Below are 26196 nucleotides of genomic sequence, written 5' to 3' on the forward strand. Positions count from 1 at the left end.
GAGAACGGAATAAACATAAACAACAGTTTCTCATTACCACGGAGAGAGACAGAGATGGAGAGTCGACCGGATTACGACGCAGTCGTTATCGGGGGCGGGCCGGCCGGAAGCACTGCGGCGTATCTGCTTGGCCGGTTCGGTCACCGGGTGGCGCTTTTTGAGAGACAGAGGTATCCTCGAGATAAGCTCTGCGCTGGCTGCCTCAGCCAGAAGTCCGTCCGGTTCCTCGAGCGGGTCTATTCCCTGCCGGTTCCCGCCCTCAGGAAGGAAGGACTGCTTGATTTCACCGGGACGGATTATGCCCTCTACATAGGAAGCAACCGTGTCCTCGCCGAAGACCTCGCTGAACCGTTCCACTTCACCCGACGGGAGCGCTACGACACTTACCTCGCCCATAAGGCGGCAGAGGCCGGCGCAGAGATCCACGAAGGCGTCGACGTGACCGCAATCGACCACGTCAACCGTATCGTCACGACCTCAGACGGAGAACAATATACTGCCCGTGCCATCATCGGTGCCGATGGGATCCATAGCCGGGTCCGGCGCTCCCTCCCGGACAGCGCTATCGACCCGGAGCGGTGGAACAAGAACCTCGGCTGGGCCCTGGAACTTGCGATCCCGCGGGAGGAGGCAGAGGTGCGCATGAGCGAAGAAGCGACCATTCGTCTAAGCGACGGTCTTACAACACCGTGCCTCGTTCTTGATGTCTGCCGGTGGGGCTACGGCTGGGTCTTTCCGAACAGAGAAGAGATCATCGTGGGGATCGGGGGGCTGATTGAGAAGAACCGGAGAGGGCTCCCCGATCGTCTCAGGGAATTTTTGAAGGTCGTCGGTCTTTCAGCCTTTGAAGAGCGGAAACCAGCAGGATGGCCCCTGCCGTTCGGCAATTACATCACCTCCCCGGCCTATGAGGGGACACTCCTCGTCGGGGACGCTGGAGGGTTTGCAAGTCCCATCCTCGGCGAAGGGATCTTTTACGCCCACCGGACCGCGGAACTCGCCGCCCACGCCGTTGACCGCCACATCACCACAGGTGCACCGCTCGCCGGGACCTACACCTCCCTCCTCAACCGGCGCCTCATCCCCGAACTCCAGGCGGAGATGAGACTCCGGGACTTCATCTACCGTTGCCTGGATGCCCGGATGTACATACCCCTCGTGGCCTTGATGAGAACGACGCGCAGGCGGGTCATCGACGCAGTGCAGGGGTCCCGATCGTTTCGGAGATTTCGACACGATGAGGATCTCCACACCGCCGTCTGGTGATCGTTTGCCCGGCAGATACCTCTTATCCATCCATATGCTTAATGTGCCGGCTCATGGAGATCTCCTGCCATCCCTCTCTTCATGAAGGCAACACCCGCACGGGAGGATGCCATACTCTGGATCGCACGGCTTGCCTCCTGGCGGGTTTGACAGGGTCTACCTGATGAGATAGGAGAGGTCTCGCGAACGGATGAGAGGTGAGTGCATTGCCCCCAGAAACGGGGGACGTCACCACTTCTCAATCAGGGAGACGAGCATCTTGCGGACCTGGGAGGTCAACTCGCAGTCAGGGTTGATCTCAAGGGCCTTGTCGGCGCATGCAAGCGCGTGGCGGTACATGCCGAGGTGGTAGAGGGCGCTGCACTTCATGCTCCATCCGGCAGAGTACCGCGGATCGAGCGAGAGCACCTGGTCGAAACACTCAAGCGCCTTTCGGTACTCTCCGAGTGCGTACAGGGCCCCCCCCTTCAGGCTCCAGACCCGGACATTCCCGGGGTCTTCACTGATGGCCCGGTCGTAGCAGGCAATGGCCTCCTCGTGCTGGTGCCGGAGGAAGTGAACATAACCAAGATCGATCCAGGCCGCCACAAAATGGGGATCGATCGAGAGCACTCGTTCGTAACAGGCAACCGCTTCGTCCAGCTGGCGCATTGCAACGAAGATCCCGCTCCGGTTATACCATGCGACGGCCGAGTCAGGGTTGAGCTCCACGGCCCGGTCATAGCAGGCAAGCGCCTCCTCAAACCTGTTGCGGCGTCGGTGCAACATCCCCCGTGAGACCCAGGCCGGAGCAAATTCCGGATCAATCTCAAGGGCTTTCTCCCAGCAGGCCAGAGCATCCTGATCCCGGCCGAGGAGATCAAGGAAGACGCCTTTGTTATTCCACATCTTCACGTTTGTCGGATCTTCTTCGAGCACTCTGTCAAAGCAACCTATAGCCTCAGTGAACCGTCCCTGCTGTGCGAGGGAGACGGCTTTTCTGCTCACCTCAGTATCTGTTTCGGGCCTCTCCCGGTCATCGGGATCGCATCTTCCAAAAAGTCTGTCTGTGATGCCCATTCCAGTGCTCCCCCCATAGCAACGCAACTGGTAGCAGGCATACAATATAACCGTTCCCCTTGATCGGGATGGCAAATGTTGTGGAAACGTGAACAACCCCCATCCGGACAGTCTCTTTGCGCTCCCTTCACTCAACGGACCCGGGGGTATTCTTACCCGGTATGGTGTCGGATCACCCGCTCCACTCGCCCGACGCCACCCTCGTGACGGAGTTCCGTATGCACCCGGGCATGGCAGATACCGCAGAGAGTGAGCAGGTTTTTCGGGTCATCGTTCGTGGGATCACGGTCGAGATGGTGGATGTGAAGGTCCCGCTCTCCGCCGCAGATAGCTCACCGTTGCCCGTCCCGCTCAAGAATCGCACGCCGGATCGCTTTCCAGCCAGGGAGGGCATACTTCTCCTGTGCACGGATATGGATCGAGAACCGTTCGCAGTACACGGAGCCTGCGCTCCGCACGGCGAACGGGCACTGATAGCAGAGCCGGCGAAAGCCGTTCCGGTCGGGGCAATCGTTGCAGGGTGGATCCAGAGAACGGTCGAATGCACCAAGATGCAGCTGGAGGTAGGTGCTCACGATCAAAAAGAAGGTTGGTTCCAGGACGGGATAAGGATGGGGTAACCCCAATCCCACAGATCACAGCGGCATCGGGACGGGAGTCTCGGGGCCCACAGACGTCCTGCTCTGGTGCAGGACAACACCAGCAGCGCTCCGGATCTCGATCTCAAGCGCCACGCCATCCATGGGTTCTTCACGCGGGACAACGATCGCGATGGGGTTGCCGCTGGAGATCCTCTCGTATCGCACGTTCTCCCGGGTCTCGATCATCGTGCCCCACGAGACGTCCCGCTCGATCGTATAGGTCACGCTGTAGGTTTCCGGTTCATCGGAGTTCGGGATGTATCGGAACTCCACACGGTCGTCGTAGCCGGAGGCCTCACCCCGGAACTCCGTTGCCGTCTTCCCCGCAGAAGACTGTCCTTCGCCGGTGCACCCGGCAGTGAAGAGCATCGTCACGAGGATCAGACATACGAGAAATATGCGTTTTACGGTCGAAGTCATTCCTCACCGTTTCCAGTCGGTTCCGTACCCGTTGGGCATCCGGTCCCGGCGCCCCGGGTGCGGTACGCACCAGTGAGAATGTATCTTCGGGATTTTTAAAATGAGTTCCGCAGGCATCTCCGCAAAGAGATGGCGGCAAGTCGTCACCCCTTCTTCTCCTCCTCCCGGTAAGGGATCGGGACGTAGGCGACCGACGGGCGGCGGGGCATCGCCTGGGGAAAGAGATCCATCAGGCGGTAAATCTCGGCGGGCATGCCGGAGATGACGGGAAGCCCGAGGTCCCGGGCCTCCTCGAAGGTGATCGGGTAGTCATGGGTCCACGTTCCCTCAACGAGCAGGCGTGCGAGGCGCTCTGCCCGATCAGTCTCCATGCGGTCCCGGAGCAGACTGACCACGAACTCCCTCATCTGGCTCTGGGCCTTTGCCGCGATATCGACCAGGATGAAGGTCTCATCCTCGATCTCCTCCGGAGGTTTCAGACGCGGAACCCGTAAGATCGACGCCGCCGGGTAGTCGCCGATCCGCGGATCGACCGGTCCGAGCACGGCGTTCTCATCCATCATCACCTCATCGGCCGCAAGACAGAGGAGAGTCCCGCCGGACATGGCGTAATGCGGGACGAAGACCGTCACCTTTCCTTTATGACGCCAAAGCGCCATTGCGATCTGCTCGGATGAGAGGACGAGACCTCCGGGGGTATGGACGATGAAGTCGATCGGCATCTCCGGTGGTGTGAGCCGGATCGCCCGCAGCACCTCTTCAGAGTCGTTGATGTCGATGTAGCGGTAGAACGGAATGCCCAGGAAGGCGACCCGCTCCTGCCGGTGGATGAGGGCGATGACCCTTGTTTGGCGTTCGGCCTCGATATCACGGATCGCCCGCAGGCGTCGTGCCCTGGTCACCTGCTGCTGGGCAAACGGCACCACGAAGAGGAGGATGATTGCAACCGCGAGGAGCACGGTCCAGATATCAGGCATTCTGGCAGCGTAATGCGCACTCAATATAAGAGGGTTCGCCCCAGTGACTCCGAGGCCTACCCCGGAAGGCGGCCAGGGTTATGCCGCGCTAAGGGGAGGAACTCGTCGATCGACGTCTGCCGGGTGCGTCCGCCCTCGAGGGTCGAGAGCCTAATCCCGATAAGCCGGACGGGCGTACCGTTGAGGAACGGAAGGAGCAGGGCTGATGCGATCCGTCGGATCGTCTCAGGGTCGCCGGTGAACCGCTCAAGCGTTCTCGACCGGGTATGTGTCTGGAAGTCGCGGTACCGGACCTTGACGGTGACGGTTCGGCACCGGAGACGCTCAGCCGCAAGGGTCTCGGCAACGTCGTCTGCAAGGGTCGCAAGCGTCTCGGACAGGAGAACGGGATCAGCGGTGTCCGTCTCAAACGTCGTCTCGCGGGAGACGGACCGGGACTCAACCCGACCCTGCACCTCGCGGTCATCGATCCCGCAGGCAAGACGGTGGAGGTGGATCCCGGGCCGTCCAAACCGGGCGATGAGATCCTGAACGTCCCTGCGTGCAAGATCGCCGATGGTCAGGATACCCATCCGCCGGAGTTCCTCACCGGTCTTCCTCCCGACACCGGGGATCTTCGTCACCGGCAGCGGGGCGAGAAACGACGTAACCTCATCGGGAGGGACAACCGTCAGTCCGTCGGGTTTTTGATGGTCAGAGGCGATCTTCGCCACGGCCTTGCCCGGGCCGATTCCGATCGAGCAGGTAAGCCCTGTCTCTTCCCGGATCTCGCGTTTAATTGCGGCGGCAAGTGCCTTTGCGGCCATGAAACTGCCGGCATCGCTGACGTCGAGGTAAGCCTCGTCGATGCTCACCTGCTCGATGCGCCAGGCATGCCGGGAGAGAACCGCCATGATCTCCTCTGAAACTCTGGTGTAGAAGAGGCGATCCACCGGAAGAAAGACACCGTGCGGGCAGAGGTCGTACGCCCGGGAGATGGGCATGCCGGAGTGGACGCCGTAGCGGCGGGCCTCATACGAGCAGGTGCTCACAACCCCCCGGCCCGCCCCGCCCTTCGGATCGGCGCCGACGATCACCGGTTTTCCAGCGAGGGACGGATTCCGGCGGACCTCCACAGAGGCGAAGAAACTGTCCATATCCACGTGCAGGATTATCCGGCCGCCGGTCGCCACGTCATGAACTCCTCCACACACCGGTCCTCTTGCGGAGATGTTTGAGATCCGGCGATATAAGGAGGTTTGGTGGCCGGGGCGAAAGTGAAGGGTCAAAAGGGGCTGCACGGGTGCTGGATGGAGCAGAGGGCGGCATTCTCCGATCATACCGGAAATGACCATGTGTAAGCCCGAAAACGGATTTCTACAGCAACAGGACACGTTAAACCCATGAAAATTACTTCCGTAGATGGGCCGTGTGGATATCGCTACGCACTGCCCCAGCCTACCTCATCGGTGAAGCTTGAACTGAGCGTTTCTGTAACCCAGACCTGGTGCAGACCCACCAACTGAACACCCCGCCGCCCCAATCCAAAGCCCCCGCGCGCCTCTTCGTGACCGGGACAGGTATCGCGGAGACGAGGGAGAGAAGAAGTGCGAAAGAATCACTGAAAATAAGCAGACTTCGTGATATGAATTTGTGGCCTCATAATACGTGGGCGAGTGGGAGCCACCCGCTCCACCTTCTCCATTTGATCGGCAGGAATGTTTGCGATCACGGAAATGAGGACGTGCAAATAAAAGGGTAATGGAGTTGGTTTACCTGGCCGGGATGATGAGCGAGCGCTCGCCGGCAGGCATGAACTCCCGAATTGCACCCTTCGCGAACTCGCGGCGGGGCTCGGAGAAGTCGAACTTCAGCGCCGGGTCGGCGAAGCAGACCTTCACGAGCGGACTGTAGCAGAACGCGTCGCCGCGGCCGTAGTGGGAACCGCCGACAATAGCGGCGTATTCGCCCTGGTGACCGACGTTCATCGCGTAGTTCGGGTAGTTCGGACCACGCAGTTCTCCCATCAGACCGCGGTCGGACTCCATGGAGAGCGAGTTTGCGGAACCGCACTGGTCCTGGAGGTCGTAGCCGAAGAAGCCGAGACGCGACCATCCGTCCTTGTGCAGGAGCATGGAGAGGTACCAGGCGTTCAGACCGGCGTTGGAGTTTCCGGTTGCGATGGAGGTCGAGAGACCGGATGCGGCGGCGATGACACCGGCACGCTGGGACCCGCCGAAGTGGTCCTCCATCATCGTCGGGAACTGCTCGTACTGCTCCATGGCGTTGAGGGTGACCTCGGTCGCGATATCGTTGACGATATCCTGGGTCGGCTTGACCTTGTCGCTCGGGCTCGGGTTCTTCCAGTCGACCTTGTACTTGTCCTTGATGTAGTCCATACCGTAGTAGGTGAACTCGTCGAGGATGTTGTCGGTGTAGGCCGCGGTTGCGTACTGGGTGAATCCGACACCGCCGGACATGTAGGAGCCGAGCCAGATCTGGTCGTAGAGCATGGTTCCGGCGCCGACGACCTCAAGGGCAGCCTTCGCGGGGTCGTTGGGGTACTTCCGGTTCGCCTGGACGATATCCGAGAAGAGACCGAACTTGATGCCACCGGGCTCGTTCGGGCCACGGGCACGCCGGGCGGGCAGGAGTGAACCCATCTGGACGACGCCTGCGTGCTTTGCGGCGTAGGAGAGGTCGGCGACGGCCGCTTCACCGGCGCACATGCGGTAGGCGGCGATGAAGGACATACCGATCTGCATTGCAGACCACCGAGAGGTCGTTCCACCATCACAAGTCCGGGAGACCGCGGTCGGGATGTGGATCGCCTGGTACATGCTCTTGCCGATCTCAGCCTTGAGCTCCTCGGCCTGCTTTGCGGGGAAGAGCTTCTCGATGTTCAGCAGGAACTGGGGCTCGATGTCGTCCGCGAGCTCCTGGTCGCCGGTGAAGACCTTGACGTAACAGTCGTCGACGAGGCCGGGGTGGGTCTCGACCATGTGCTCCTGGACGACAGCACCGCCGGGCATTGCGTGGTTTAAGATGTGGAGGTACTCGTTGATCGTCTCAGGGGTAACTTCCTTGCCGAGACGCTTCTGCAGGGTCTGGTGGGCGAGGTCCATGCCGACGATGACAGTCCTCCTGATGTCGTCCCACATCTGCTGCATCGCAGCGTTGTTGACGAAGTGCAGGTCGTCACCCTCCACGAAGACACCGGTGCCGGAGACCTCGTAGGTCATCAGCTGGCGCTGGCCCATCGGGATACCGCCGAGGTGGCAGCGTTCGGGGTCGTACATGGAGATGCCGCGGTCCATCTCGATCGCACGGCTTGCCTTCATGAACTCCATCTTACGGGGAGACTGCCGGACACCGTTGAACTTGTAGAACTGGGTGGTCTCGGACTCGACGTCCTGCCCCTGGAACTTCTCCTTGAGTGCCTTCAGGAACAGCTTCTGGGTTCTCTCAATCTTTGCCATTGTAATCACTCCTCTTTCGGCATGAAGCCGTATTTTGTCCGCAGCGAGTGGATGCGCTGGACGTATTCGATGTATTCGGCGTCGTCACGGAAGGCGGTTCCGACAAGCGAGTGGAAGATCGTCGTGTGGGCCTTGAGCCAGTTCTCGTCCATGGGCTTGCCGACGGCAACCTCACGGTCGAGGGGCTCGCCGATCTGGTTCTTGACGTAGCGGACGACTCCGTCCTCGCCAAGGACGCAGCGCTGGAGGGCGTCGAACATCATGCCGTCTTCTGCGAGACGGAGCGAGTGACCGTGCACGGTCGCACCACGGATGCCGACACGGGCGGGGTCGAACATCTCGGTCTCGATGAGTTCCTTTGCGTACTTCTCGAGGTCACGCTCACGGCACTCGACGATCTGACGGCCGGAGAGCGTACCGGGGTCGATACCGCGGAAGCGGTACATCTCGGCGTAGGTCCGCTGGTAGGGCTGCGAGGGGGCGTTGAACATCGAGTCTGCAAACTGGATGTAACGAATCCGGTCGCCTGCCTTCGCACCCTCGGTGGGCTTGACGAGCTTGCGCATGGGGCAGTCGGGCTCCTGCTGCTCGGCAAGCGGCGGGTGGGCGCTCGGGTACGCCGATCCGGGGGCGCGGTGGCCGAGGATCAGCACGATGTCCTCATCAGTTACGGAACGAACCTTCTCAAGCTTGTGGTTGGGGTTCATCTGCTTGCGCCGGTTTTCGGCGACGATCGATGTCCCTGGACCATACTGGGGCGTGTATGCCATATTTCAATTCACCTCAAAGCGACTGATATCTTATCCTTTTCCTGTCTAGAACGAATTCCAGCCATATTTCCAGGTATTGGGTGCTCTTTTGCTCACCGTTGCGGCCGGATAATCACCGGGCATTCCTTGCTGCGGGGGTCCGTAAGGCCGATGAGAGTTTGATCAGCATCAGGACCGTACTTCGCGTAGTCAACAAGCGTCGGGGCCGATTTCATGAACCTGCCTTCCTGGAGCTGGTAGGGGAATCCCACAAAGAAACCGTCGCAGAGCGTCCGGATCTCATCGATGACAGAGGGATTCTCGACCTCCAGGATGATCTCCCCAACCTGGACACGGAGCGCGACTTGAGCGTCGCCGACCTGGATCACCCTGCGATCCGAATGCGGATTCGGGCTTCCTCGTGCCGGCCCATACGGGACCGTCTTCGGCAGGCCGGGGCCGTGGACCACCATCCGGCGGATGCCGGCAATGCCGGTGAGCATATTGAGCAGGCGTTCGGCAGTCTCAGGCTTGAGCATCCTGAGCGGCACGATCCTGACCTGTGGAAATGCGGCGTTCATCATTCAGATCTCTGCTCGTTCAGGCTCCGTTTGCGATCTGGTTGATCGGCTTGTTGAAGACGTCGATCTTACCATAGGTCTCGGCGAAGAGCTTCGAGGTGCTCTCAGGCGAGAACATCTGGGTTCCTGCGTCGAGCGCTGCCGCAGCGACCACACACGGAATAGCTACGCCATTTGCGTGCCTGGTCACGACGTGGTTGCCGTTGAAGATACCGGGGCCGCCACCACCGTAGATCGAGTGGCTGAAGAACGAGAATCCGACGGCAGTACCCATGACACGGCCGTAGTCGGTGCTCGGGAGACCGGTCTCGTGCTCAAGCAGGTCGTTGAAGTACAGGAGCGTCGCGGAGACTGCCTGGGCGAACCGTCCGGCACCACAGTTGACGATGGTGGCCGCCATGGTTCCTGCAGCAGCGTAGGCGTTCCAGAGCATCGGGTCCTTCGTGTCGTAGAACTGGAAGTAGCTGCCCTTCTTGCCCGGAGTGATGACCCTGTCCTCGATGGCCCGCTCGACCAGGCTCTGGACAACGGTACCGACGGTTCCGGTCTCACCGTTTGCCTTGACGAGGTCGTAGACCAGGTTGTTCGCGTTCAGGCCCTGGTAGGCGTAGGCGAGCAGCTGGGCACGCTCGAACGGTCCGATGGCGGATCCCATCTCGAAGACACCAGCGGTCTCGAAGGTGGACGCGAGTGCGGCACCCTGCAGGGCATTCCTGCCGGTCATCATGACGACGTGGTTGACCGGGATGTTCCGGAGCGCGTAACCGATACCCTCGTTGTTCTGGGGGATGGTCAGGATCGACGTGACGAGTGCGCCTTCCATGTCCTGGGTGTGGGGGTAGCTGCCCCAACAGGCTGCCTTGACAGTGGATGCGTTGAAGGCGTCGATGTTGAACTGGTCGACGATCGCGAACGTGGTCGCGGCTGCGACTGAGGTGATTGCAGCATCGTACGTTGCCGCGTTGATCAGGCGCTTCGACGGAACCTCAACGAGCAGGAGCTTGCCGCCGTTGAACTCCAGGATCTTGGTGTCGTCGCCCTCCTCAACCTGGACCATCTCCTTGATCTTGGCGACGATGGCGTCCTTGTTCTCCATGATGGGGAGATCGAGTTCTCTTCCCTTGATCTTGCCCTTCCCAAGCTTTCCGGTCTTGAGCGCTTCCTGGATGCCTCCGAGGTTGACGCTGATCGTTCTCTTGGTCAGGTCGATGATCTTACTTGTGGCCGGGTTAACCAGCGGGCTGATTCTGTCGAGGGTGACGCCGCTCTTGAGCAGCTTCCCATCATCAGAATAGAGGTCGATTGTTTCCGTGTATTTAGCCATAGTATTTCATCCTTTTACCCTTGTTCAATGCATTCCGTTCATGCGAGAGATCAATAAACAGTCACCTGTTCTAGATCCCTGAAGGCCGCTACTGCACGTCCCAAAAGGGACTATAAGAGTAGAAAGAGAGTTGTTAATAAAATTTGCGAAATAAGATAGGCTTCTTTTGCTGATTATAAGAATAATAATGAATATATTTCTAATAACATATTTTAGAATCGGGATTTTATGGAATAAATGGTTTAACGCGATCCAATTTAAGGATTTCCAAAGGTATCATTACAGGGCCACCTGCCCAAAGAGGGTCGCACAAAAAGGACATATTAAATAATAAATGAAACAATAACAATAATAAGAGTTAATAAAATTTTTCTTAAAACTATCAAAAGGTACCTGCTTCTATAGGTTACATCCTAAAAATATATAATTCTAACCAAATTGAGGGGGATCTTACGAGATCCAGATATCAAGGCCACAATTTTTAAAATGCATGCAACAGCAGCCGCTAACAAATACAATTTAATTATATACTACCTGCAGTAAGCCTACCCTCGCCATCCTCAACACTCACCAAAGAGATCTCACCCGGCTTCTGGAACAGACGGTTGCGAGACCTGCACCACAGGGCGATCCCGGGCCGCATACAGCAGTACATCTTCGGGTAAAGAACAAATCGTGTAAAATGGCTTAATGTAAACATAATAACCTTTAGTACCTTACCAATTCGGAATAGTTAAATACAAAACATTACAAGTTATGACAAAGCGATCCGCCCGGTGCTCCACCCGGATGTTTCGTTTTCCTCAGGTGAGCGGGCTCTCTGCATGTCTCCGGAGCATTTCGGCGAACGGGGCGGCGGCCCCTCCTGTGCAGGAAGGTCCGGCTTGCCGGGTACGGAATGCCCCGGTAACTCCCCGCAACGCGAGGGAAAGCCCAACAACAGGCTGTACCGGGAACACCTACCCATGAGGCCGATTCACCGGAGCTTCGGGAGGTCGGCCTTACCAACTGTGTTGAGGCAAAACCATGGCGAACAAGATTACATTGAACATGATAACACAGCGCTCCGTCGAAGAAGGCGTCGCGATGGAAAAGGGCAAAACGACCCCGGAATACTTCGAGGCCTGCTCGATAATCGAGATGCACGATGACGATGTTAAAGCGCTGGGCCTCGTCCCGAACCAACTTGTACGGGTGACAAGCGAGTGCGGAAGTGTGGTCGTCAAGGTCGTCAAAGGACGACAGGGACTCTATCCCGGCCTTGCTTTCATGCCACAGGGTGTCTGGTCAAACCAGATTGTTCCTCCGCGGACCCAGGCGACGGGAGAGCCCCAGTACAGCGGTTTCCCTGTGACGGTTGAGCCAGCCAACGGAGAACGACGCAAGAGCGCACTCGAACTTGTCCAGGGGGCTGTCGGGATGTGGAGAGGTGATCAATAATGCCAAAGAAGATTGAGAACGTCGGATGCCCATACTGTGGTGTCTGCTGTGACGACCTTGTTGTGACTGTATCAGACGACGGAAAGAAGATTCTCGAGGTGGAGAACGCCTGTGCCATCGGCAACCAGATCTTCCACCATGCAACCGGGAGTGAGAGGGTTACACGGCCCCGTCTCCGCCAGCCCGACGGCACCTACAAGGAGATCTCCTACGACGAGGCGATCGACTACGCGGCAAGGGTGCTCTACAACGCAAAGAAACCGTTGATCTATGGGTTCGGCTCGACCAATTGTGAGGGAATGGCCGCTGCAGCCAAGGTCGCCGAGAAGGCTGGAGCCGTGCTCGATAACTGCGCCTCCATCTGTCATGGAAGTTCGTTTTTAGCTATATTCGACAACGGCTACCCGAGCTGCACCCTCGGTGAGACGAAGAACCGGGCAGACGTCGTCGTCTACTGGGGAGCCAACCCAGCCCACGCCCACCCGCGGCACATGTCCCGCTACTCGATCTTCCCCCGCGGATTCTTCACCGGGAAGGGTCAGAAGAGCCGCAAGATCATCGTCGTCGATCCGAGGCACACCGACACCGCCCAGGTGGCCGATATCTACCTGCAGGTGAAGCAGGGACACGACTACGAACTCTTCAATGCATTCCGTACCGCGCTCCGCGGTCACGAGATCCCCGAGGAGGTTGCCGGAATCAAGCGTGAGAAGATCCTCGAAGTCGCCGAGATCATGAAGAAGGCCCGGTTCGGCACGATCTTCTATGGTATGGGACTCTGCCACTCCGACGGCCGGAACCACAACGTGGACATTGCCATCAGCCTGACCCGTGACTTAAACGACTACACCAAGTGGACGATCATGGCGATGCGGGGACACTACAACATCGCCGGACCGGGAGTGGTCTGGTCATGGCAGTATGGGTTCCCCTATTGTCTGGACCTGACAAAGGATGTCGCCCACATGAACCCCGGCGAGACGAGCTCCATCGACCTGGCGATGCGCGACGAGGTTGACGCCTTCTTCAACGTCGCAACCGATGCCGCAGCTCACTTCCCGATCGAGGCTGTCAAGCACTTGAGGAAGCACCCCTGGATCACCATCGACCCGAACATCTGCATGGCAAGCGAGATCTCCGACCTCCACATCCCGGTAGGGATTGTCGGAGTCGAGGTCCCGGGCATCGTCTATCGGATGGACAACGTCCCGATCCAGTACCGTAAGGTCATCGATCCGCCCGAGGGCGTCATCAGCGACGAAGAACTCTTCGAGCGGATCTACAAGAGGCTCTGCGAACTCGAAGCCGAAGAGGCTGCAAAAGGAAAGGCAAAGACCACCCCGGTTGGTGTCCACGCGGAGGAGTGAAGAATGAGCGAACTCTTAATCAAGAACGGATTCGTTTTCGATCCGCTGCAGGGTATCAAGGGCGACCGGATGGATATTGCGGTCAAGGACGGCAAGATCGTCGAACCCGGGACCCTCAAGAACCCAAAAGTCATCGATGCCGCCGGCATGACCGTGATGGCTGGCGGCGTGGATATCCACTCCCACGTAGTCGGACCGAAGGTGAACACCGGCCGGCTCTTCCGTCCGGAGGACAAACTCTTCAAGAGCCCTCACAGAAAGTGCAGCCGGATGGAAATGGGCTTCTCCGTCCCCTCGACGTTCAAAACAGGCTATGACTATGCACGTATGGGATACGCCTTCGTCAACGAGGCGGCAATGCCCCCGCTCCACTCGCCGCACATTCACGAAGAGATCCGGGATACCCCGATCATCGACAATGCCGCGCTGCCGGTCTTCGGAAACAACTGGTTCACTCTCGAGTACCTCAAGAACAACGAGGTCGAGAACAACGCTGCATACACTGCCTGGCTTCTCCGGGCAACCCGGGGATTCGGTATCAAGGTCGTCAACCCCGGCGGCTCCGAAGCCTGGGGATGGGGACTGAACTGCACCCATATCCATGACCCGGTCCCGTACTTCGATGTCACCCCGGCCCAGATCATAAAGGGCCTCATCGAGACGAACGAGCACCTCGGCCTTCCCCACTCGGTGCACCTGCACTGCAACAACCTCGGAAACCCCGGCAACTATCTCGATACACTCGAATCGATGAAAATCGCCGAGGGCTACACCCCGAAGAACAACTTCGGCCGCAAGCAGGTGATGCACCTCACTCACCTCCAGTTCCACTCCTACGGTGGCGACTCCTGGAAGAACTTCGAGTCCAAGTCTAAGGAGATCATGGACTACGTGAACGCTCACGACAACATCACCATCGATATCGGCCAGGTGACGCTCGACGAGACCACGACCATGACCGCCGACGGGCCGTTCGAGCACCACCTGCGTGCCTTAAACAACCTGAAGTGGGCTAACGTGGACGTAGAACTCGAGACCGCAGCAGGTGTTGTCCCATACATCTACAGCCCGAAGGTCAAGGTCTGTACCATCCAGTGGGCCGTCGGCCTGGAGCTGGCCCTCTTATCGAAGGACCTGATGCGGACGTTCCTCACCACCGACCACCCGAACGCCGGGCCGTTCACCCGCTATCCGCGCGTCATCACCTGGCTGATGAGCAGGGCTGCACGTGACGCGACCATGAAGACGTTCAAGTGGCTGGACCAGACGATCGCGGCAACCTCGATCGACAGTATCGACCGGGAACTCACGCTCTACGAGATCGCCCAGATGACCCGTGCAGGGCCGGCAAGGGCGCTCGGTATCAGCAACATCTACGGTGGGCTCGCCCCCGGCATGGATGCCGATATCGCCATCTACGCCCTCAACCCCGAAGACATGCCCTCGGATCCGGCAGCCATCGAGAAAGCCTTCTCGCGGTGCGCCTGGGTCGTTAAAGATGGCGTCGTGACCGTCCAGGACGGCGAGATTGTTGCGGAACCCGCAAAGCGGACAATCTGGGTCGACGTGAAGGTCCCGGAGAACGCGCAGGTACAGAGGGACATTTATGAGCACTTCCTCAAGCACTACAGCGTCAAACTCGACAACTACCCGCTCTTCGAGGAACACATCCACAACCCGCGGGTGATCGAGGTCAACGCGACAGAGTGAGGCGACAATCATGAAGACAGTAACTCTTACCATGACCAACCCCCCCGAATTGTACCTCGAGGGGCAGAGCATCACCCCAGACAACTTTGCAGGCAAGAAGGCTGCTGATATCGCTGCTCTCGATGTCTGGGAGGGCAAACAGAAGAGTCCGCTCGGAAAGTACTTCACCGTGGAGGGCGATGGCGGGGCAACGGCAGCCGAGACGAAGATCGTCCTCCGTGGAGACTGCTCCCGGGTCAAGAGGATCGGCCAGCAGATGACCGCCGGCGAGATCGTCATCGAAGGCAGCGCCGACATGTATATCGGCGGCTGGATGAAAGGCGGCAAGATCCATGTGAAAGGAAACGTCGACTCGTTCTGCGGCATAGGGATGGAAGGCGGCGAGCTCATCATCGATGGGAACGCCGGACACCACCTGGGCGCATCACCCCGCGGTGAATGGCGCGGCATGCAGGGCGGGCTGATCCGGGTCGCCGGAAACGTCGGAAACGACACCGCCACGTTCATCAATGGCGGGACGATCATCGTCGGCGGGGACGCGGACATTCACGTCTGCACTCACGGCGAGGGCGGCACCGTCATTATCAAGGGCAACGCCAAAGGCCGTGTCGGCGGGCAGATGGTGAAGGGCGACGTCTACGTCTTCGGGACGATCGAGAACCCGCTCCCCGGCTTCAAGCGGGTCGGCGAGGTGGAGCAGGAAGTCGATGGTGTGAAGGCCCGTTTCGCCCACTACATCGGCGACCTCGGCGAGCGCCACCCCGTCTCCAAGGGCCAGACGGTGTATGCAAACCTCTACACCAGACTCTAATTTTTTTCCCAAACACCCTGGAATCGAACTGAAAGACCATCCCTTCATCTAGGAAGCCAGACCGGTGAACCGCTTTTTCTGCCTGATCTATGGGATTGAAGCCGCAAGCGAGAGGGGCGTGATATGGTGAGGCAGCACCTCGTACTCACGCCGCTTGCAAAGGTCCGGGAGATGATGCGGTCCGTCTTCCCTGTCCCGAATCGGACGATCCGGGTTCCCGTTGCCGAAGCGGCCGGACGGATAACGGCAGGACCGGTCTATTCAAGATTGACCCACCCCATAAGGGACATCTCGGCAAGAGACGGTTTTGCCGTCAGGAGCAGGGAGACCGCCGGCGCGAGCGGAACGAACCCGGTACGGCTCACGGATCCGTACTGGGTGAACACCGGGAACGCGATCCCTCCCGGTTACGATGCCGTCGTCATGGTCGAGGACGTCATCGCGGAAGGGGATGCCTTGAGCACGGGAAAAGCAGTCTCCCCGGGCGAGCACATCCACCCTGCCGGCAGCGAGATCCGGGAGGGTGAGATGATCCTTCCTGCCGGGCACTGGATACGCCCATGCGATATCGGGGCGCTCCTCACGTATGGGATAACGACCGTGGACGCCAAAGAGGTGAGAATCGGCCTCATCCCGACGGGGAGTGAACTGGTTCCGGCGGGCGAAGTCCCGGGGCCGGGGCAGGTGATCGAGAGCAACACCGCCGGTGCGGCGGTACTCCTCGGCGAGACGGGCGCCACCTGCACCCGCTACGAGATCACCCGCGATGACCCCCACCTGCTCAGAGCGGCGATCGAGAGAGGCGTTCGGGAGAACGACCTCCTCATAGTCTCGGCAGGCTCATCGGCGGGGAGGAGAGACTTCACCGCCAGGATCATCGATGATCTCGGCGAGGTGCTCGTCCACGGCATCGCGATGAAGCCGGGAACTCCGTCCATCCTCGGGCGGATCGACGACAAACCGGTCATCGGGGTCCCGGGGTATCCGATCGCCGCGATGACTGCTGTGCGAGAACTTGCCTTCCCGCTACTCGCCGAATGGGGGTTCCGTACTCGATCCCCGGAGACCCTACGCGCCCGACTCGTCGGGAGAGTCACGTCGGACCCCGGCTATGACGAGTTTCTCCTCCTCGCCATCTCCAGGGCAGGCAACCGGTACATCGCGACCCCCCTGCCGAGGAAGAGCCACACGCAGATGGTGATGGTACGAGGGAACGCCTATCTGCATATTCCTGCCGGGGTTGGATGCATCGAGGAGGAGACCGAGGTCGAGGTCACGCTGACGGGGCCATGCTGGACGATCCGCGAGGCAAGATCCCCGCCGACGTGAGACGGTTTCCTCTCAGCCTTCATCCCCGCAGGTTCTCACAAGGCTCTGGATGCGCCTCTCAAGATCCGGGAGGTTCTCGCGAAACTCCCGTGCGAGCAGGAAGGTCCGGACGGCGTCGCCCATCCCGCGGTGAGGGCCGAGGAGGTGGCGGTACTCGACGGGGATGGGGTAGCGAAAGTGCGCAGAGGCGACGGTGGAGCCGTCCACGGTAAAATCGATGAGCCGGGCGAGACGATCGAGGGAGAGAACCTGCTTCATCCCAAAATGCCGCCGGATCTCCCGCTGGAGGTCGACCAATCTCGAGCCGTCGAGCGAGACGTTTGCAGTCCGGAAAGCTCTCCTCTCCATATCCGCTGCAAAAACGACGACCTCATCGATACCCCCCGTCGAGAGGACGGACTCCATGAAGACCTGAAGGTCGGCATAGGCCTTCCGGGCGGTAGCCTCTGCCGCCGGCACCGCATCTTCCGGTATCCGGAAGGAGTGGTCGTACTCCAGCCCATATTCACCGCGATCCATATTCGCCACGGTTGTCGCGACACCGATGGTCTTGCCGCACGAGTCGGTCACCTTCTTCCAGATCTCGACATCGATATCGTACCGGAACTGCTCGCCGACATACTGGACGCTATAATCCTCCGATCTGTAGACGACCGCACCGATCTCGATCGGCATCATGACCCCGCGGCAGGTGCCATAGACATAACCGAACTCAATGTCCAGGTAGACGCTGCCACCGGTCTTGCCCGTTATGGACTCAACCACATAGAGATCTCTTTCGCAGGCAACGAAAAGGTTTCCCGGAGCACCCTATACCCTCGCAAAGATTTATCGAGCAGGAAGGAAGCCTTTCTATAGTTAGCTGATCAGGGATACCCTGCGCCATAGTAGCCATGAAACTCGCGACAATCAGGGAAAGACTTCAAATCGGTCGGATATTTGGGCGAGAATCTCCTCAAATCCAGGAGCCGGCCCATCGCGATAGGGAGGCTGAAGTGCGTGCACTCCTTGCCCATCCACCGTTCGGGATCACCGGGATCTCCGATGCCGCCTTTCCTCTCTATGATCAGGCATTGACCCACCGGTCGTATATCGGCAACGAGTACCCGGTGGCAGCGGTTGGAGATAATGAGCGGCTCGAGTTCCTGGGAAACTACGTCCTCGACTTCGTCATCGCCAACCACCTTTATAGCGAGTATGACCTTCCGCCCGGCGAGATGAACCGAAGGCTCCAGGTGACGAGGAATACGAAACTCGCCGAGATCGTGCTTCAACGGGGCCTCGGGATCGATCGCGTTATCAGACGGCGGGGGCAGGCATTGACGGACTCCATCATTGCAGACGCATTTGAGGCCCTGATAGGCGCAATCTACCTCGACCGGGGCCTTGATGCGGTCCGCGAGGTCATACTCACGATCTTTGAAGACGAGATCGCAGAGTGTGACGGACGCCGGAACTATCGGGGAAGGCTCCAGGAGTGTGTCGCGAGAGAGAATCTCGGTGAGCTTGAGTATGCCTTCAGCCAGACAGGTCCGGGCAGTTGTCCGGTCTGGACCGCCCGGGTGACAGTCGGGGGAATCCCTCTCGGGGAGGGAAAGGGGCGGACCAAACAGGGAGCGGCAATGCTCGCGGCAAAAGAGGCGCTCAAGCGGCTCGGGAAGGAGTAAGATGGTGCAGCAGACCAGGCGCGATCCGACCGTCGCGGTCGTCCGGTGCGATGCCTATGATCCGGATGAGGTCGATGCAGCCGTTCGGCGCGCGCTCGGTCTCCTCGGTGGAATTGAACGGTTCATCTCATCGGGAGAGAGGGTGCTCCTCAAACCAAACCTCCTGCAGGGGCAGGATCCGGAGCGGTGCGTCACCACCCACCCGACCATCGTCGCCGCCGTTGCCCGAATCCTTGCGGAGCACGGATGCCCGGCTCTCATCGCCGACAGCCCGGGGGCTGGAGTCATCTACAGCGAGGCAAATCTCCGGCGGGCGTACTCGCGTGCCGGGTATACGGCGGTTGCGGAGGAGACGGGCGCTCTCTTAAACTACGATACCTCTTCTGTGGTCGTCCCATATCCTGAGGGCGAGTTGATAACCCAATTTCCCATCATCACTCCCGCCGTCGAGGCCGATGCAATCGTGGTCGTCTCGAAAGCGAAGACGCACATGTGGACCCGAATGACGGGTGCGACAAAGAACCTCTTCGGTCTCATCCCTGGACTTGAGAAACCGGTCTTTCATTTTCGGTTCCAGGACGAGTACGCCTTTGGGAGGATGCTCGTCGACTTAAACGAGTGTATGAAGCCCCGGCTCCAGATTGTGGATGCCGTGATAGGTATGGAGGGGGACGGCCCTCAGTCGGGGAACCCGAGGAAGATCGGGGTGATCCTCGCCGGGAGCGATTATGCGGCCGTGGACACGGTCCTCGCCCGGCTCATCGGGATGGACCCGCTCGAGATCGGGAGTATCCGGAGCGCGGCCGCCCGCGGACTTCTCGATCCCGCGGCTGTCCGGACGGTCGGCGATGACCCCGCAGAGTTTGCAGTCCCGGACTTTCGGAAACCCTCGACCTACGCCGGGGGCAGGGCGGGTATTTGGCGGCGGGTGCTGCTTGCCGTCGTCCAGCGGTTCGGGAGGATCTACGCCCCCCGCCCCGGTGTGGTTGCTCAGTCGTGCGTCGGGTGCCGGAAGTGCGAGCGAATCTGTCCGGTGCAGGCGATTACCATCACCGAAGGCAGAGCGACGATCGATCTAACACGCTGTATTCGGTGCTACTGCTGCCACGAGATGTGCACCGAGCACGCCATCGCCCTCTCCCGGAGCCTTGCCGGACGGCTCCTCGCCCGCCTGCTCGGGTGAGTTGGGTCGGGCAAAAAACTCATGTGGATCGGGAGGAGAGCAGGTGCCATGCCATGCCCGTTCTGCAACCCAAAACAGGAGGATATCGTTCTCGCAAACGACCTCTGCTACGCCCGCTACGACATCCACCCGGTGAGCCCCGGCCACCTGCTTGTGATCCCATTCCGGCACGTGGCGAGTTACTTTGACACGACCGATGAAGAGAGAATGGCCATGGCCCGGCTCATCGACGACTGCAGGACTCTGACCGACCGCGAGCGGCATCCCGACGGCTACAACATCGGAGTCAACGTCGGGGAGGCCGCCGGACAGAACATCATGCATGTCCACGTCCACTTCATCCCGCGCTACCGGGGGGATGCCCCCGGAGAGCACGAAGGCGGGGTCCGGGGCGTGATACCGCGTAAATCAGGTTGAAGTTCTTCCGGGGCGCCGTTACCGCACCGGTGTGAGAGTGCGCCGCGCAGGAGGAAACCAATTGATGAGCGGGCGCCATCAAGCCATGAAATCATGCCGTGGTGCTCCATACGCCGGATCGGTACTGCGGGCAGTCATTTTTTGGGCGGATACCTCAGCTGAAATCTTATCCAAGGCCCGACATCCATCAAGATCGGCGCCCGAGGACCTATACATCGGGGGCCATTTAGAATGATTAATTATGCAAGTAAGGCATAGTTACCCTATGAGGGACAATAGTTGCAGACGCTGCTCTTCCTAATACTGTTTCCCATCCTAGTCGCATGTCTTTTATTGTTCGTAAAACGAACGACGTTGCGCTATGTTGTGGTCGCCCTCTCAGCTCTCGCAATCGGCGGGGCGTCGATATACCTGCTTATCCGGTATGCATTCGAAGGAACGGTCTACTTTGCCGCGCCTTCGGAGGTCGTCGGCCCCGTCATGGTGGCCATAGAGATGGGTCTTGCGCTCTTCATCATCTATATGGGCGCAAAGTTCAGAAACTACCTGGCAATCGCACTGGCCGCCATCCAGGCGGCGCTGGTGGTGTACCTTGAGGCAGCATTCCGGGAGAACCTCCATGCGGTCAACAATCTCTTCATCGACCAGTTCTCCATCATCATGGCCCTTATCATAGGGCTCATCGGGAGCCTCATAGCCGTGTACGCCGTCAGGTACATGGAGACGTATCACCACCATCACCCTGAGGTGCGCGATCGGCAGAGGATGTTCTTCTTCGTCATCTTCGCCTTCCTCTCCGCGATGTTCGGTCTCGTCTTCTCCAATAACCTCACGTGGATCTTCTTCTTCTGGGAAATCACCACCATCAGTTCGTTCTTGCTGATCGGTTATTCGGAGACGGAGGAAGCGACACGGAACGCCTTCCGCGCCCTGGTGATGAACCTCCTCGGCGGGATCGCGTTTGTTGTGGCGCTCATCTTCCTTGCCGCAACCGAGGCGACGAGCGGCGGCATCGATCTCGCCCGGGTGCTCGCCTCAGGCGATACGGCGATCGTCCTGATCCCGGCCGTCCTGATAGGGTTTGCCGGGATCACCAAGGCCGCATTGATGCCGTTCTCCTCCTGGCTCCTCGGGGCGATGGTGGCCCCGACACCGGTCTCGGCCCTGCTCCACTCGAGCACCATGGTCAAGGCCGGTGTCTACATCCTTGTCAGGTTCTCCCCGGTCTTCGCCGGGACGCTGGCCGGGTTCTCGATCGGACTCGTCGGCGCCGTGACCTTCGTCGTTGCGTCAGCCATCGCAATATCGCAGAGCAACGCAAAATCGGTCCTGGCCTACTCGACAATAGCAAACCTCGGCCTGATAGCCGCCTGTGCTGGTGTCGGAACCTACATGCTCGTCTGGGCGGCAATCCTTCTGATCATCTTCCATGCCGTAGCAAAGTCGCTCCTCTTCCTCGGGACCGGTGCGATCGAGCACCGGATCGGGAGCCGGGATATCGAGGACATGGAGGGCCTGATCGTCCGGATGCCCAAGATGGCGGTGATGATGTTCATCGGAATTGCCGGTATGTTCCTTGCGCCCTTCGGTATGCTGATATCCAAGTGGGCGGCAATCGAGGCGTTCGTCCAGGTCCAGGCACCCTTCGGCCTGATCTTCATTGCGATCCTCGCCTACGGAAGCGCCGTTACGGTCTTTTTCTGGGCTAAGTGGATGGGCAAACTCGTCGCGGTCACCCGAAATACCGAGCGGGTCGAGAAGGGGTTCTTCCAGGAGCCCTGGGCTCCGCTCTATATCATCACCGGCCTCGTGATAGCGGCCGTCTTCCTCTTCCCGGTCATTTCATCGATGCTGATCGAGCCCTACGTCCTTGCCATCTACGGCGTCACGGCTCGCCTCGGAGAGGCGAACGTCGCCATCATGCTTCTCATGATGGCTCTCCTCCTCATCCTCCCGGTCTCGTTTACTCTCTTTAAGAGGAGCGCACGGCACCTCCCGGCCTACATGAGCGGGAGGACCGCGACGCCGGACCTGCACTTCGCAGGCTCCCTCGGCCTGACCCGGGAGGCCCAGACCCGGAACTACTACCTCACCGAGTATTTCGGTGAAGCGCGGCTCTTCCGACCGGGGGCGATGGTCTGCATCGCCCTGATCCTGGTATCGTGGATCTTCGCGGGGGTGGCCCTATGACCTGGACCTGGCTTATCGGAGCGATCCTCTTCCTCATCCTTGCGCCCATCGTCGGCGGGCTCATCGCCGGAATCGATAGAATAATCACCGCACGGATGCAGGGAAGGGTCGGACCGCCGCTCCTGCAGCCCTTCTACGACGTCGGCAAACTCTTCGAGAAAGAGCGGGCCGTCGTCACCACGGCGCAGAACTTCTACGTGCTTGCCTACCTGATCTTCATCGCCGTCTCCGGGGCGCTCTTCTTCGCGGGAGGGGACCTCTTACTGATCATCTTTGCCTTCACGCTCGCCCACGTCTTCCTGGTGCTCGGGGCCTACGCAGTCCACTCGCCCTACAGCCACATCGGGGCCGAGCGGGAACTGATCCAGTTGATGGCGTATGAACCGATGATCATCCTTGCGGCCGTCGGGCTCTATATGGTCACGAACAGTTTCCTCGTCGCCGATATCGCAACGGCGACGGTGCCGGCGATCCTCTACCTTCCCGGCGTCTTCCTCGGGTTTGCGACCATCCTCACGATCAAACTCCGGAAGTCCCCCTTCGATATCTCGACGTCGCACCACGCTCACCAGGAGATTGTCAAGGGTATCACGACGGAGTTCTCGGGCTCGACGCTCGCCCAGGTTGAGATCGCTCACTGGTACGAGAACGTCTTCCTTCTCGGCTTCGTCTTCCTCTTCTTCGCCTGGAACCCGGTGATAGGGATCGTCGCGGTCGTGGTCACGTATCTCGCCGAGATCTTCATCGACAACGTCACCGCACGGGTGCGGTGGCAGGCGGCATTAAAGAGCGGGTGGCTCGCGGCAGTACTCGGCATCGCGAACCTGGCGATCCTCTCCTATATGATGCTTGGAGGTGTATGAGTACCATGGCATTCCTGAAGCGATCACCCTGGATCCTTCACTACGATGCATCCAGCTGCAATGGCTGCGACATAGAGGTCCTGGCGTGCCTAACGCCCCTCTATGACGTGGAGCGGTTCGGGATCATCAACACCGGGAACCCGAAGCACGCTGATATCCTCCTCATCACCGGCGGGATCAACTCACAGAACCGGGAGGTGGTCAAGAACATCTACGAGCAGATGCCGGAGCCGAAAGTCGTCATCGCAGTCGGCGTCTGCGCTGCTTCAGGCGGCATATTCCGCGAGTGCTACAACATCGCAGGGGGTGTCGACAAGGTTATCCCCGTGGACGTGTATGTTCCGGGATGCGCGGCAAGGCCGGAGATGATCATCGACGGCGTCGTGAAGGCGCTCGAGATTCTTGAAGAGAAACGAGAGAAGATGACAGGAGCAACGCAGATAAAGGAGAGCGCACGGCAGGCGGCGGGTGAGAGCACATGACGGTCAATGAAGAGCAGACCACCATCAGCGTCGCGCTGGAGGATCTCACCCGGGAGGTCGAAGCGCTTCGCACCGAAGGTTACCGCCTCGTCCAGATCGGGTGTACGGACATCGGCGGGTCCTACGAGATCAATTACTCGTTCGATAAGGGCTACCAGTACAGGAACCTCCGCCTGACGGTCGGGCCGGAGACTGCAGTCCCGAGCATATCCGGGATCTACTGGGGAGCGTTCGTCTACGAGAACGAGATGCACGACCTCTTCGGGATTCCGGTCACGGGGATGAACATCGACTTTAAGGGGACGTTCATCAAGACGGCCGAGAAGTATCCGTTCAGCGTCACGCGGAGAGGAGGTGACACATGCCGGAACGCATAGTCGTGCCGTTCGGACCACAGCACCCGGTCCTGCCGGAGCCTATCCACCTCGACCTCGTTCTCGAGGATGAGAAGGTCGTGGACGTGATTCCCTCCATCGGCTACATCCACCGCGGGCTCGAGCAACTCATCCAGAAGCGCGAGTTCACGGAGTATGTCTATGTGGCGGAGCGAATCTGCGGGATCTGCAGTTTCATGCACGCGCTCTGCTACTGCCAGGGCATCGAGCATATCATGGGGATCGAGGTCCCCGACCGGGCGAAGTACCTCCGGACGATCTGGTCGGAGTGCTCGCGTCTCCACTCGCACCTCCTCTGGCTCGGCCTCTTTGCGGACGGGATGGGTTTTGAGAACCTCTTCATGCGGTCCTGGCAACTCCGCGAGAAGGTGCTCGACGTCCTCGAGGACACCACGGGCGGCCGGGTCATCCAGGGCACCTGCAAGGTCGGCGGGGTCCGGCGCGATATCGTGCCGGAGAAACTCGCAGAGATGCATCGTGCACTCGATCCCTTCGAGAAAGAGTGTCGGGACCTCGGTGATATCTTCTTAAACGATGAGACGGTGAAGTACCGGCTTCAGGGGCTTGGGGTCCTCTCAAAAGACGAGGCCTATGCACTCGGTGCGGTCGGCCCGACCGCGAGGGCAAGCGGGGTTGCGATCGACCACCGCGAGACTGGCTACGCCGCCTACGGGGATCTCGGGTTCAAGCCGGTCGTCGAGACCGCCGGCGACTGCTACGCCCGGTGCGCTGTTCGGGTCAAGGAGATCTACGCTTCCATCGACCTGATCCGGCAGGCGATCGATCAGATCCCCGAAGGGCCCCTCGACGTGAAGGTCAAGGGAACCCCTGACGGCGAGTATTTCTCCCGCGTGGAGCAGCCGCGGGGCGAGGTCATCCACTATCTCCGGGGCAACGGCACGAAACACCTTGCCCGTGCCCGGATCAGGACGCCGACGCTCGCAAACATCCCCCCGCTCGTGAAGATGCTCCCGGGCGCACAGCTTGCGGATGTCCCGGTCGTCGTCCTCTCGATCGACCCCTGCATCAGCTGCACGGAGAGGTGAAGAGCTATGGGATTTTTTGAGATGACAAGGACGGTTCTCCGAAACCTTGCAGGAGGCCCGGCCACCCGGCAGTATCCTGTGGTCCCGGCGCGGAGAAGCCCCATCACCCGCGGGCACGTCACCTTCGACCCGTCAACCTGCCGCTCCTGCGGCATCTGCTCGCGGCGGTGCCCGTGCGCGGCGATCCGCCTTGATAAGGAGGCGAAGGTCTGGGAGATCGACCGCATGCGGTGCATCGCCTGCGGCGACTGCGTCGAGGGCTGCCCGTTCGGGAGCCTCACGATGGAGCCTGAGTATCTCCCGCCGGTCGTAGAGCATGTGGTGGAGCGCTACACCATCACCTATGTAAAACCGGAGAAGCCAGTGAAGAAACCGGTCGAAGAGAGCGCAAAGGGAGAAGGCGCGGGCGAGAGCGCGTGAGGGGGAGGGCGAAAGAACCTCCTCTTCCTATTCACTATTTTTCCAAACGAGCAACTGCCATGCCGTGGGAATATCCCCGGAGGAGGTGAGGAGAGGGGAGGGGGGATGCTTCGCACCTAGCGGTGTTCACGCACACTCTCGTTCGCGCCTCTAAACTCTTCGAATTTCTCAGAACCCATCCCTTCAGGGCAGCTTGAAATGTGTTGATACTCTTATGGCTTCACCTGACGCGGATTCCCACTGGACATCGCATTGCAGGGGGGAGGGGACAGGGGAGGGGGGAGCATCGGTTGCCCCAGGATGACGGACCTGACCGTCAAAAAGACCGGTCCACGGAGGTCCACCTTTCTGTTGTGGTCGGTGATATACCGCATCGCGTACTCCTCGATGCGCAGGTTGAT

General features: G+C 59.7%; 26 protein-coding genes. 16 read left to right on the forward strand and 10 right to left on the reverse strand.

Annotated features, from left to right (window positions below; all coding sequences use genetic code 11):
- The first annotated feature begins 54 nt into the window (after positions 1-54).
- Positions 55-1266 carry a geranylgeranyl reductase family protein gene (locus MCUTH_RS07535; RefSeq protein ID WP_066957665.1) on the forward strand — a complete coding sequence of 404 codons (1212 nt, stop codon included), beginning with the start codon at positions 55-57 and terminating at the stop codon, positions 1264-1266.
- 228 nt (positions 1267-1494) lie between these two features.
- On the opposite strand, the gene MCUTH_RS07540 is transcribed toward MCUTH_RS07535, so the two are convergent.
- Positions 1495-2325 carry a tetratricopeptide repeat protein gene (locus MCUTH_RS07540; RefSeq protein ID WP_066957667.1) on the reverse strand — a complete coding sequence of 277 codons (831 nt, stop codon included), beginning with the start codon at positions 2323-2325 and terminating at the stop codon, positions 1495-1497.
- Positions 2326-2486: 161 nt separating this feature from the next.
- Between MCUTH_RS07540 and MCUTH_RS11740 the strand changes: the two genes are divergently transcribed.
- Positions 2487-2945, forward strand: a complete 459-nt coding sequence (locus MCUTH_RS11740; RefSeq protein WP_066957668.1) for a hypothetical protein — start codon at positions 2487-2489, stop codon at positions 2943-2945.
- A gap of 15 nt (positions 2946-2960) precedes the next feature.
- Here MCUTH_RS11740 and MCUTH_RS07550 read toward each other — a convergent pair whose 3' ends face one another.
- The 7 genes from MCUTH_RS07550 to mcrB form a co-directional block, all read right to left on the reverse strand.
- Positions 2961-3386 carry a hypothetical protein gene (locus MCUTH_RS07550; RefSeq protein ID WP_066957670.1) on the reverse strand — a complete coding sequence of 142 codons (426 nt, stop codon included), beginning with the start codon at positions 3384-3386 and terminating at the stop codon, positions 2961-2963.
- A 143-nt stretch (positions 3387-3529) separates the two neighbouring features.
- On the reverse strand, positions 3530-4363 hold the full coding sequence (locus MCUTH_RS07555) for an SDH family Clp fold serine proteinase (protein ID WP_066957673.1): 834 nt from the start codon (positions 4361-4363) through the stop codon (positions 3530-3532).
- A gap of 56 nt (positions 4364-4419) precedes the next feature.
- A complete protein-coding gene (gene dinB / locus MCUTH_RS07560) occupies positions 4420-5535 on the reverse strand; it encodes a DNA polymerase IV (protein ID WP_066957675.1) in 1116 nt (371 codons plus the stop codon).
- A 579-nt stretch (positions 5536-6114) separates the two neighbouring features.
- Positions 6115-7821, reverse strand: a complete 1707-nt coding sequence (gene mcrA, locus MCUTH_RS07565) for a coenzyme-B sulfoethylthiotransferase subunit alpha (RefSeq protein ID WP_066957677.1) — start codon at positions 7819-7821, stop codon at positions 6115-6117.
- Positions 7822-7826: 5 nt separating this feature from the next.
- Positions 7827-8591, reverse strand: coding sequence for a coenzyme-B sulfoethylthiotransferase subunit gamma (gene mcrG, locus MCUTH_RS07570; protein WP_066957679.1), 765 nt, complete (start codon positions 8589-8591; stop codon positions 7827-7829).
- Positions 8592-8683: 92 nt separating this feature from the next.
- Entirely contained in the window at positions 8684-9154 is a 471-nt protein-coding gene (gene mcrD / locus MCUTH_RS07575) for a methyl-coenzyme M reductase operon protein D (protein WP_066957681.1), read from the reverse strand.
- A 16-nt stretch (positions 9155-9170) separates the two neighbouring features.
- The gene (gene mcrB, locus MCUTH_RS07580) at positions 9171-10475 is read right to left on the reverse strand and encodes a coenzyme-B sulfoethylthiotransferase subunit beta (RefSeq protein ID WP_066957683.1); all 1305 of its coding nucleotides are present in this window, start codon (positions 10473-10475) and stop codon (positions 9171-9173) included.
- Positions 10476-11501: 1026 nt separating this feature from the next.
- Between mcrB and MCUTH_RS07585 the strand changes: the two genes are divergently transcribed.
- From MCUTH_RS07585 to MCUTH_RS07605, 5 genes are all read left to right on the forward strand, one after another.
- Entirely contained in the window at positions 11502-11915 is a 414-nt protein-coding gene (locus MCUTH_RS07585; RefSeq protein ID WP_066957685.1) for a molybdopterin dinucleotide binding domain-containing protein, read from the forward strand.
- Complete coding sequence (locus MCUTH_RS07590) at positions 11915-13282, forward strand: formylmethanofuran dehydrogenase subunit B (protein ID WP_066957686.1); 1368 nt, start codon at positions 11915-11917, stop codon at positions 13280-13282. Before MCUTH_RS07585 ends, MCUTH_RS07590 begins: the two co-directional genes overlap by 1 nt.
- Positions 13283-13285: 3 nt before the next feature.
- Positions 13286-14992 carry a formylmethanofuran dehydrogenase subunit A gene (locus MCUTH_RS07595; RefSeq protein ID WP_066957688.1) on the forward strand — a complete coding sequence of 569 codons (1707 nt, stop codon included), beginning with the start codon at positions 13286-13288 and terminating at the stop codon, positions 14990-14992.
- 10 nt (positions 14993-15002) lie between these two features.
- Positions 15003-15803 (forward strand): formylmethanofuran dehydrogenase subunit C, encoded by an 801-nt coding sequence (locus tag MCUTH_RS07600; RefSeq protein ID WP_066957690.1) that lies wholly within the window; start codon positions 15003-15005, stop codon positions 15801-15803.
- A 123-nt stretch (positions 15804-15926) separates the two neighbouring features.
- On the forward strand, positions 15927-17132 hold the full coding sequence (locus MCUTH_RS07605) for a molybdopterin-binding protein (RefSeq protein WP_066957692.1): 1206 nt from the start codon (positions 15927-15929) through the stop codon (positions 17130-17132).
- A gap of 12 nt (positions 17133-17144) precedes the next feature.
- On the opposite strand, the gene MCUTH_RS07610 is transcribed toward MCUTH_RS07605, so the two are convergent.
- Positions 17145-17897, reverse strand: coding sequence for a hypothetical protein (locus MCUTH_RS07610; RefSeq protein WP_224732848.1), 753 nt, complete (start codon positions 17895-17897; stop codon positions 17145-17147).
- A gap of 230 nt (positions 17898-18127) precedes the next feature.
- On the opposite strand from MCUTH_RS07610, the gene MCUTH_RS07615 reads away from it, so the two are divergent.
- From MCUTH_RS07615 to MCUTH_RS07655, 9 genes are all read left to right on the forward strand, one after another.
- Positions 18128-18799 (forward strand): ribonuclease III family protein, encoded by a 672-nt coding sequence (locus tag MCUTH_RS07615; RefSeq protein ID WP_224732849.1) that lies wholly within the window; start codon positions 18128-18130, stop codon positions 18797-18799.
- A gap of 1 nt (position 18800) precedes the next feature.
- Entirely contained in the window at positions 18801-19982 is a 1182-nt protein-coding gene (locus tag MCUTH_RS07620) for a DUF362 domain-containing protein (protein WP_066957696.1), read from the forward strand.
- Between the two features lie 48 nt (positions 19983-20030).
- The gene (locus MCUTH_RS07625; RefSeq protein WP_066957698.1) at positions 20031-20399 is read left to right on the forward strand and encodes an HIT family protein; all 369 of its coding nucleotides are present in this window, start codon (positions 20031-20033) and stop codon (positions 20397-20399) included.
- A gap of 279 nt (positions 20400-20678) precedes the next feature.
- Positions 20679-22589, forward strand: a complete 1911-nt coding sequence (locus tag MCUTH_RS07630) for an NADH-quinone oxidoreductase subunit 5 family protein (RefSeq protein WP_066957700.1) — start codon at positions 20679-20681, stop codon at positions 22587-22589.
- Complete coding sequence (locus MCUTH_RS07635; RefSeq protein ID WP_066957701.1) at positions 22586-23452, forward strand: respiratory chain complex I subunit 1 family protein; 867 nt, start codon at positions 22586-22588, stop codon at positions 23450-23452. The genes MCUTH_RS07630 and MCUTH_RS07635 overlap by 4 nt, the downstream gene beginning before the upstream one ends.
- A gap of 5 nt (positions 23453-23457) precedes the next feature.
- Positions 23458-23934: an NADH-quinone oxidoreductase subunit B family protein gene (locus tag MCUTH_RS07640; protein WP_066957703.1), complete on the forward strand. Its 477-nt coding sequence runs from the start codon at positions 23458-23460 to the stop codon at positions 23932-23934.
- Complete coding sequence (locus MCUTH_RS07645) at positions 23931-24311, forward strand: NADH-quinone oxidoreductase subunit C (RefSeq protein WP_066957705.1); 381 nt, start codon at positions 23931-23933, stop codon at positions 24309-24311. The genes MCUTH_RS07640 and MCUTH_RS07645 overlap by 4 nt, the downstream gene beginning before the upstream one ends.
- Complete coding sequence (locus MCUTH_RS07650) at positions 24296-25375, forward strand: hydrogenase large subunit (protein ID WP_066957707.1); 1080 nt, start codon at positions 24296-24298, stop codon at positions 25373-25375. Before MCUTH_RS07645 ends, MCUTH_RS07650 begins: the two co-directional genes overlap by 16 nt.
- 6 nt (positions 25376-25381) lie before the next feature.
- Positions 25382-25795: a 4Fe-4S dicluster domain-containing protein gene (locus tag MCUTH_RS07655; protein WP_066957709.1), complete on the forward strand. Its 414-nt coding sequence runs from the start codon at positions 25382-25384 to the stop codon at positions 25793-25795.
- 212 nt (positions 25796-26007) lie between these two features.
- Here MCUTH_RS07655 and MCUTH_RS11965 read toward each other — a convergent pair.
- Positions 26008-26196: hypothetical protein (locus tag MCUTH_RS11965; RefSeq protein ID WP_153011840.1), on the reverse strand; the 189-nt coding region annotated here is incomplete at its 5' end.

It is taken from the genome of Methanoculleus thermophilus (assembly GCF_001571405.1).
Lineage (GTDB): Archaea > Halobacteriota > Methanomicrobia > Methanomicrobiales > Methanoculleaceae > Methanoculleus > Methanoculleus thermophilus.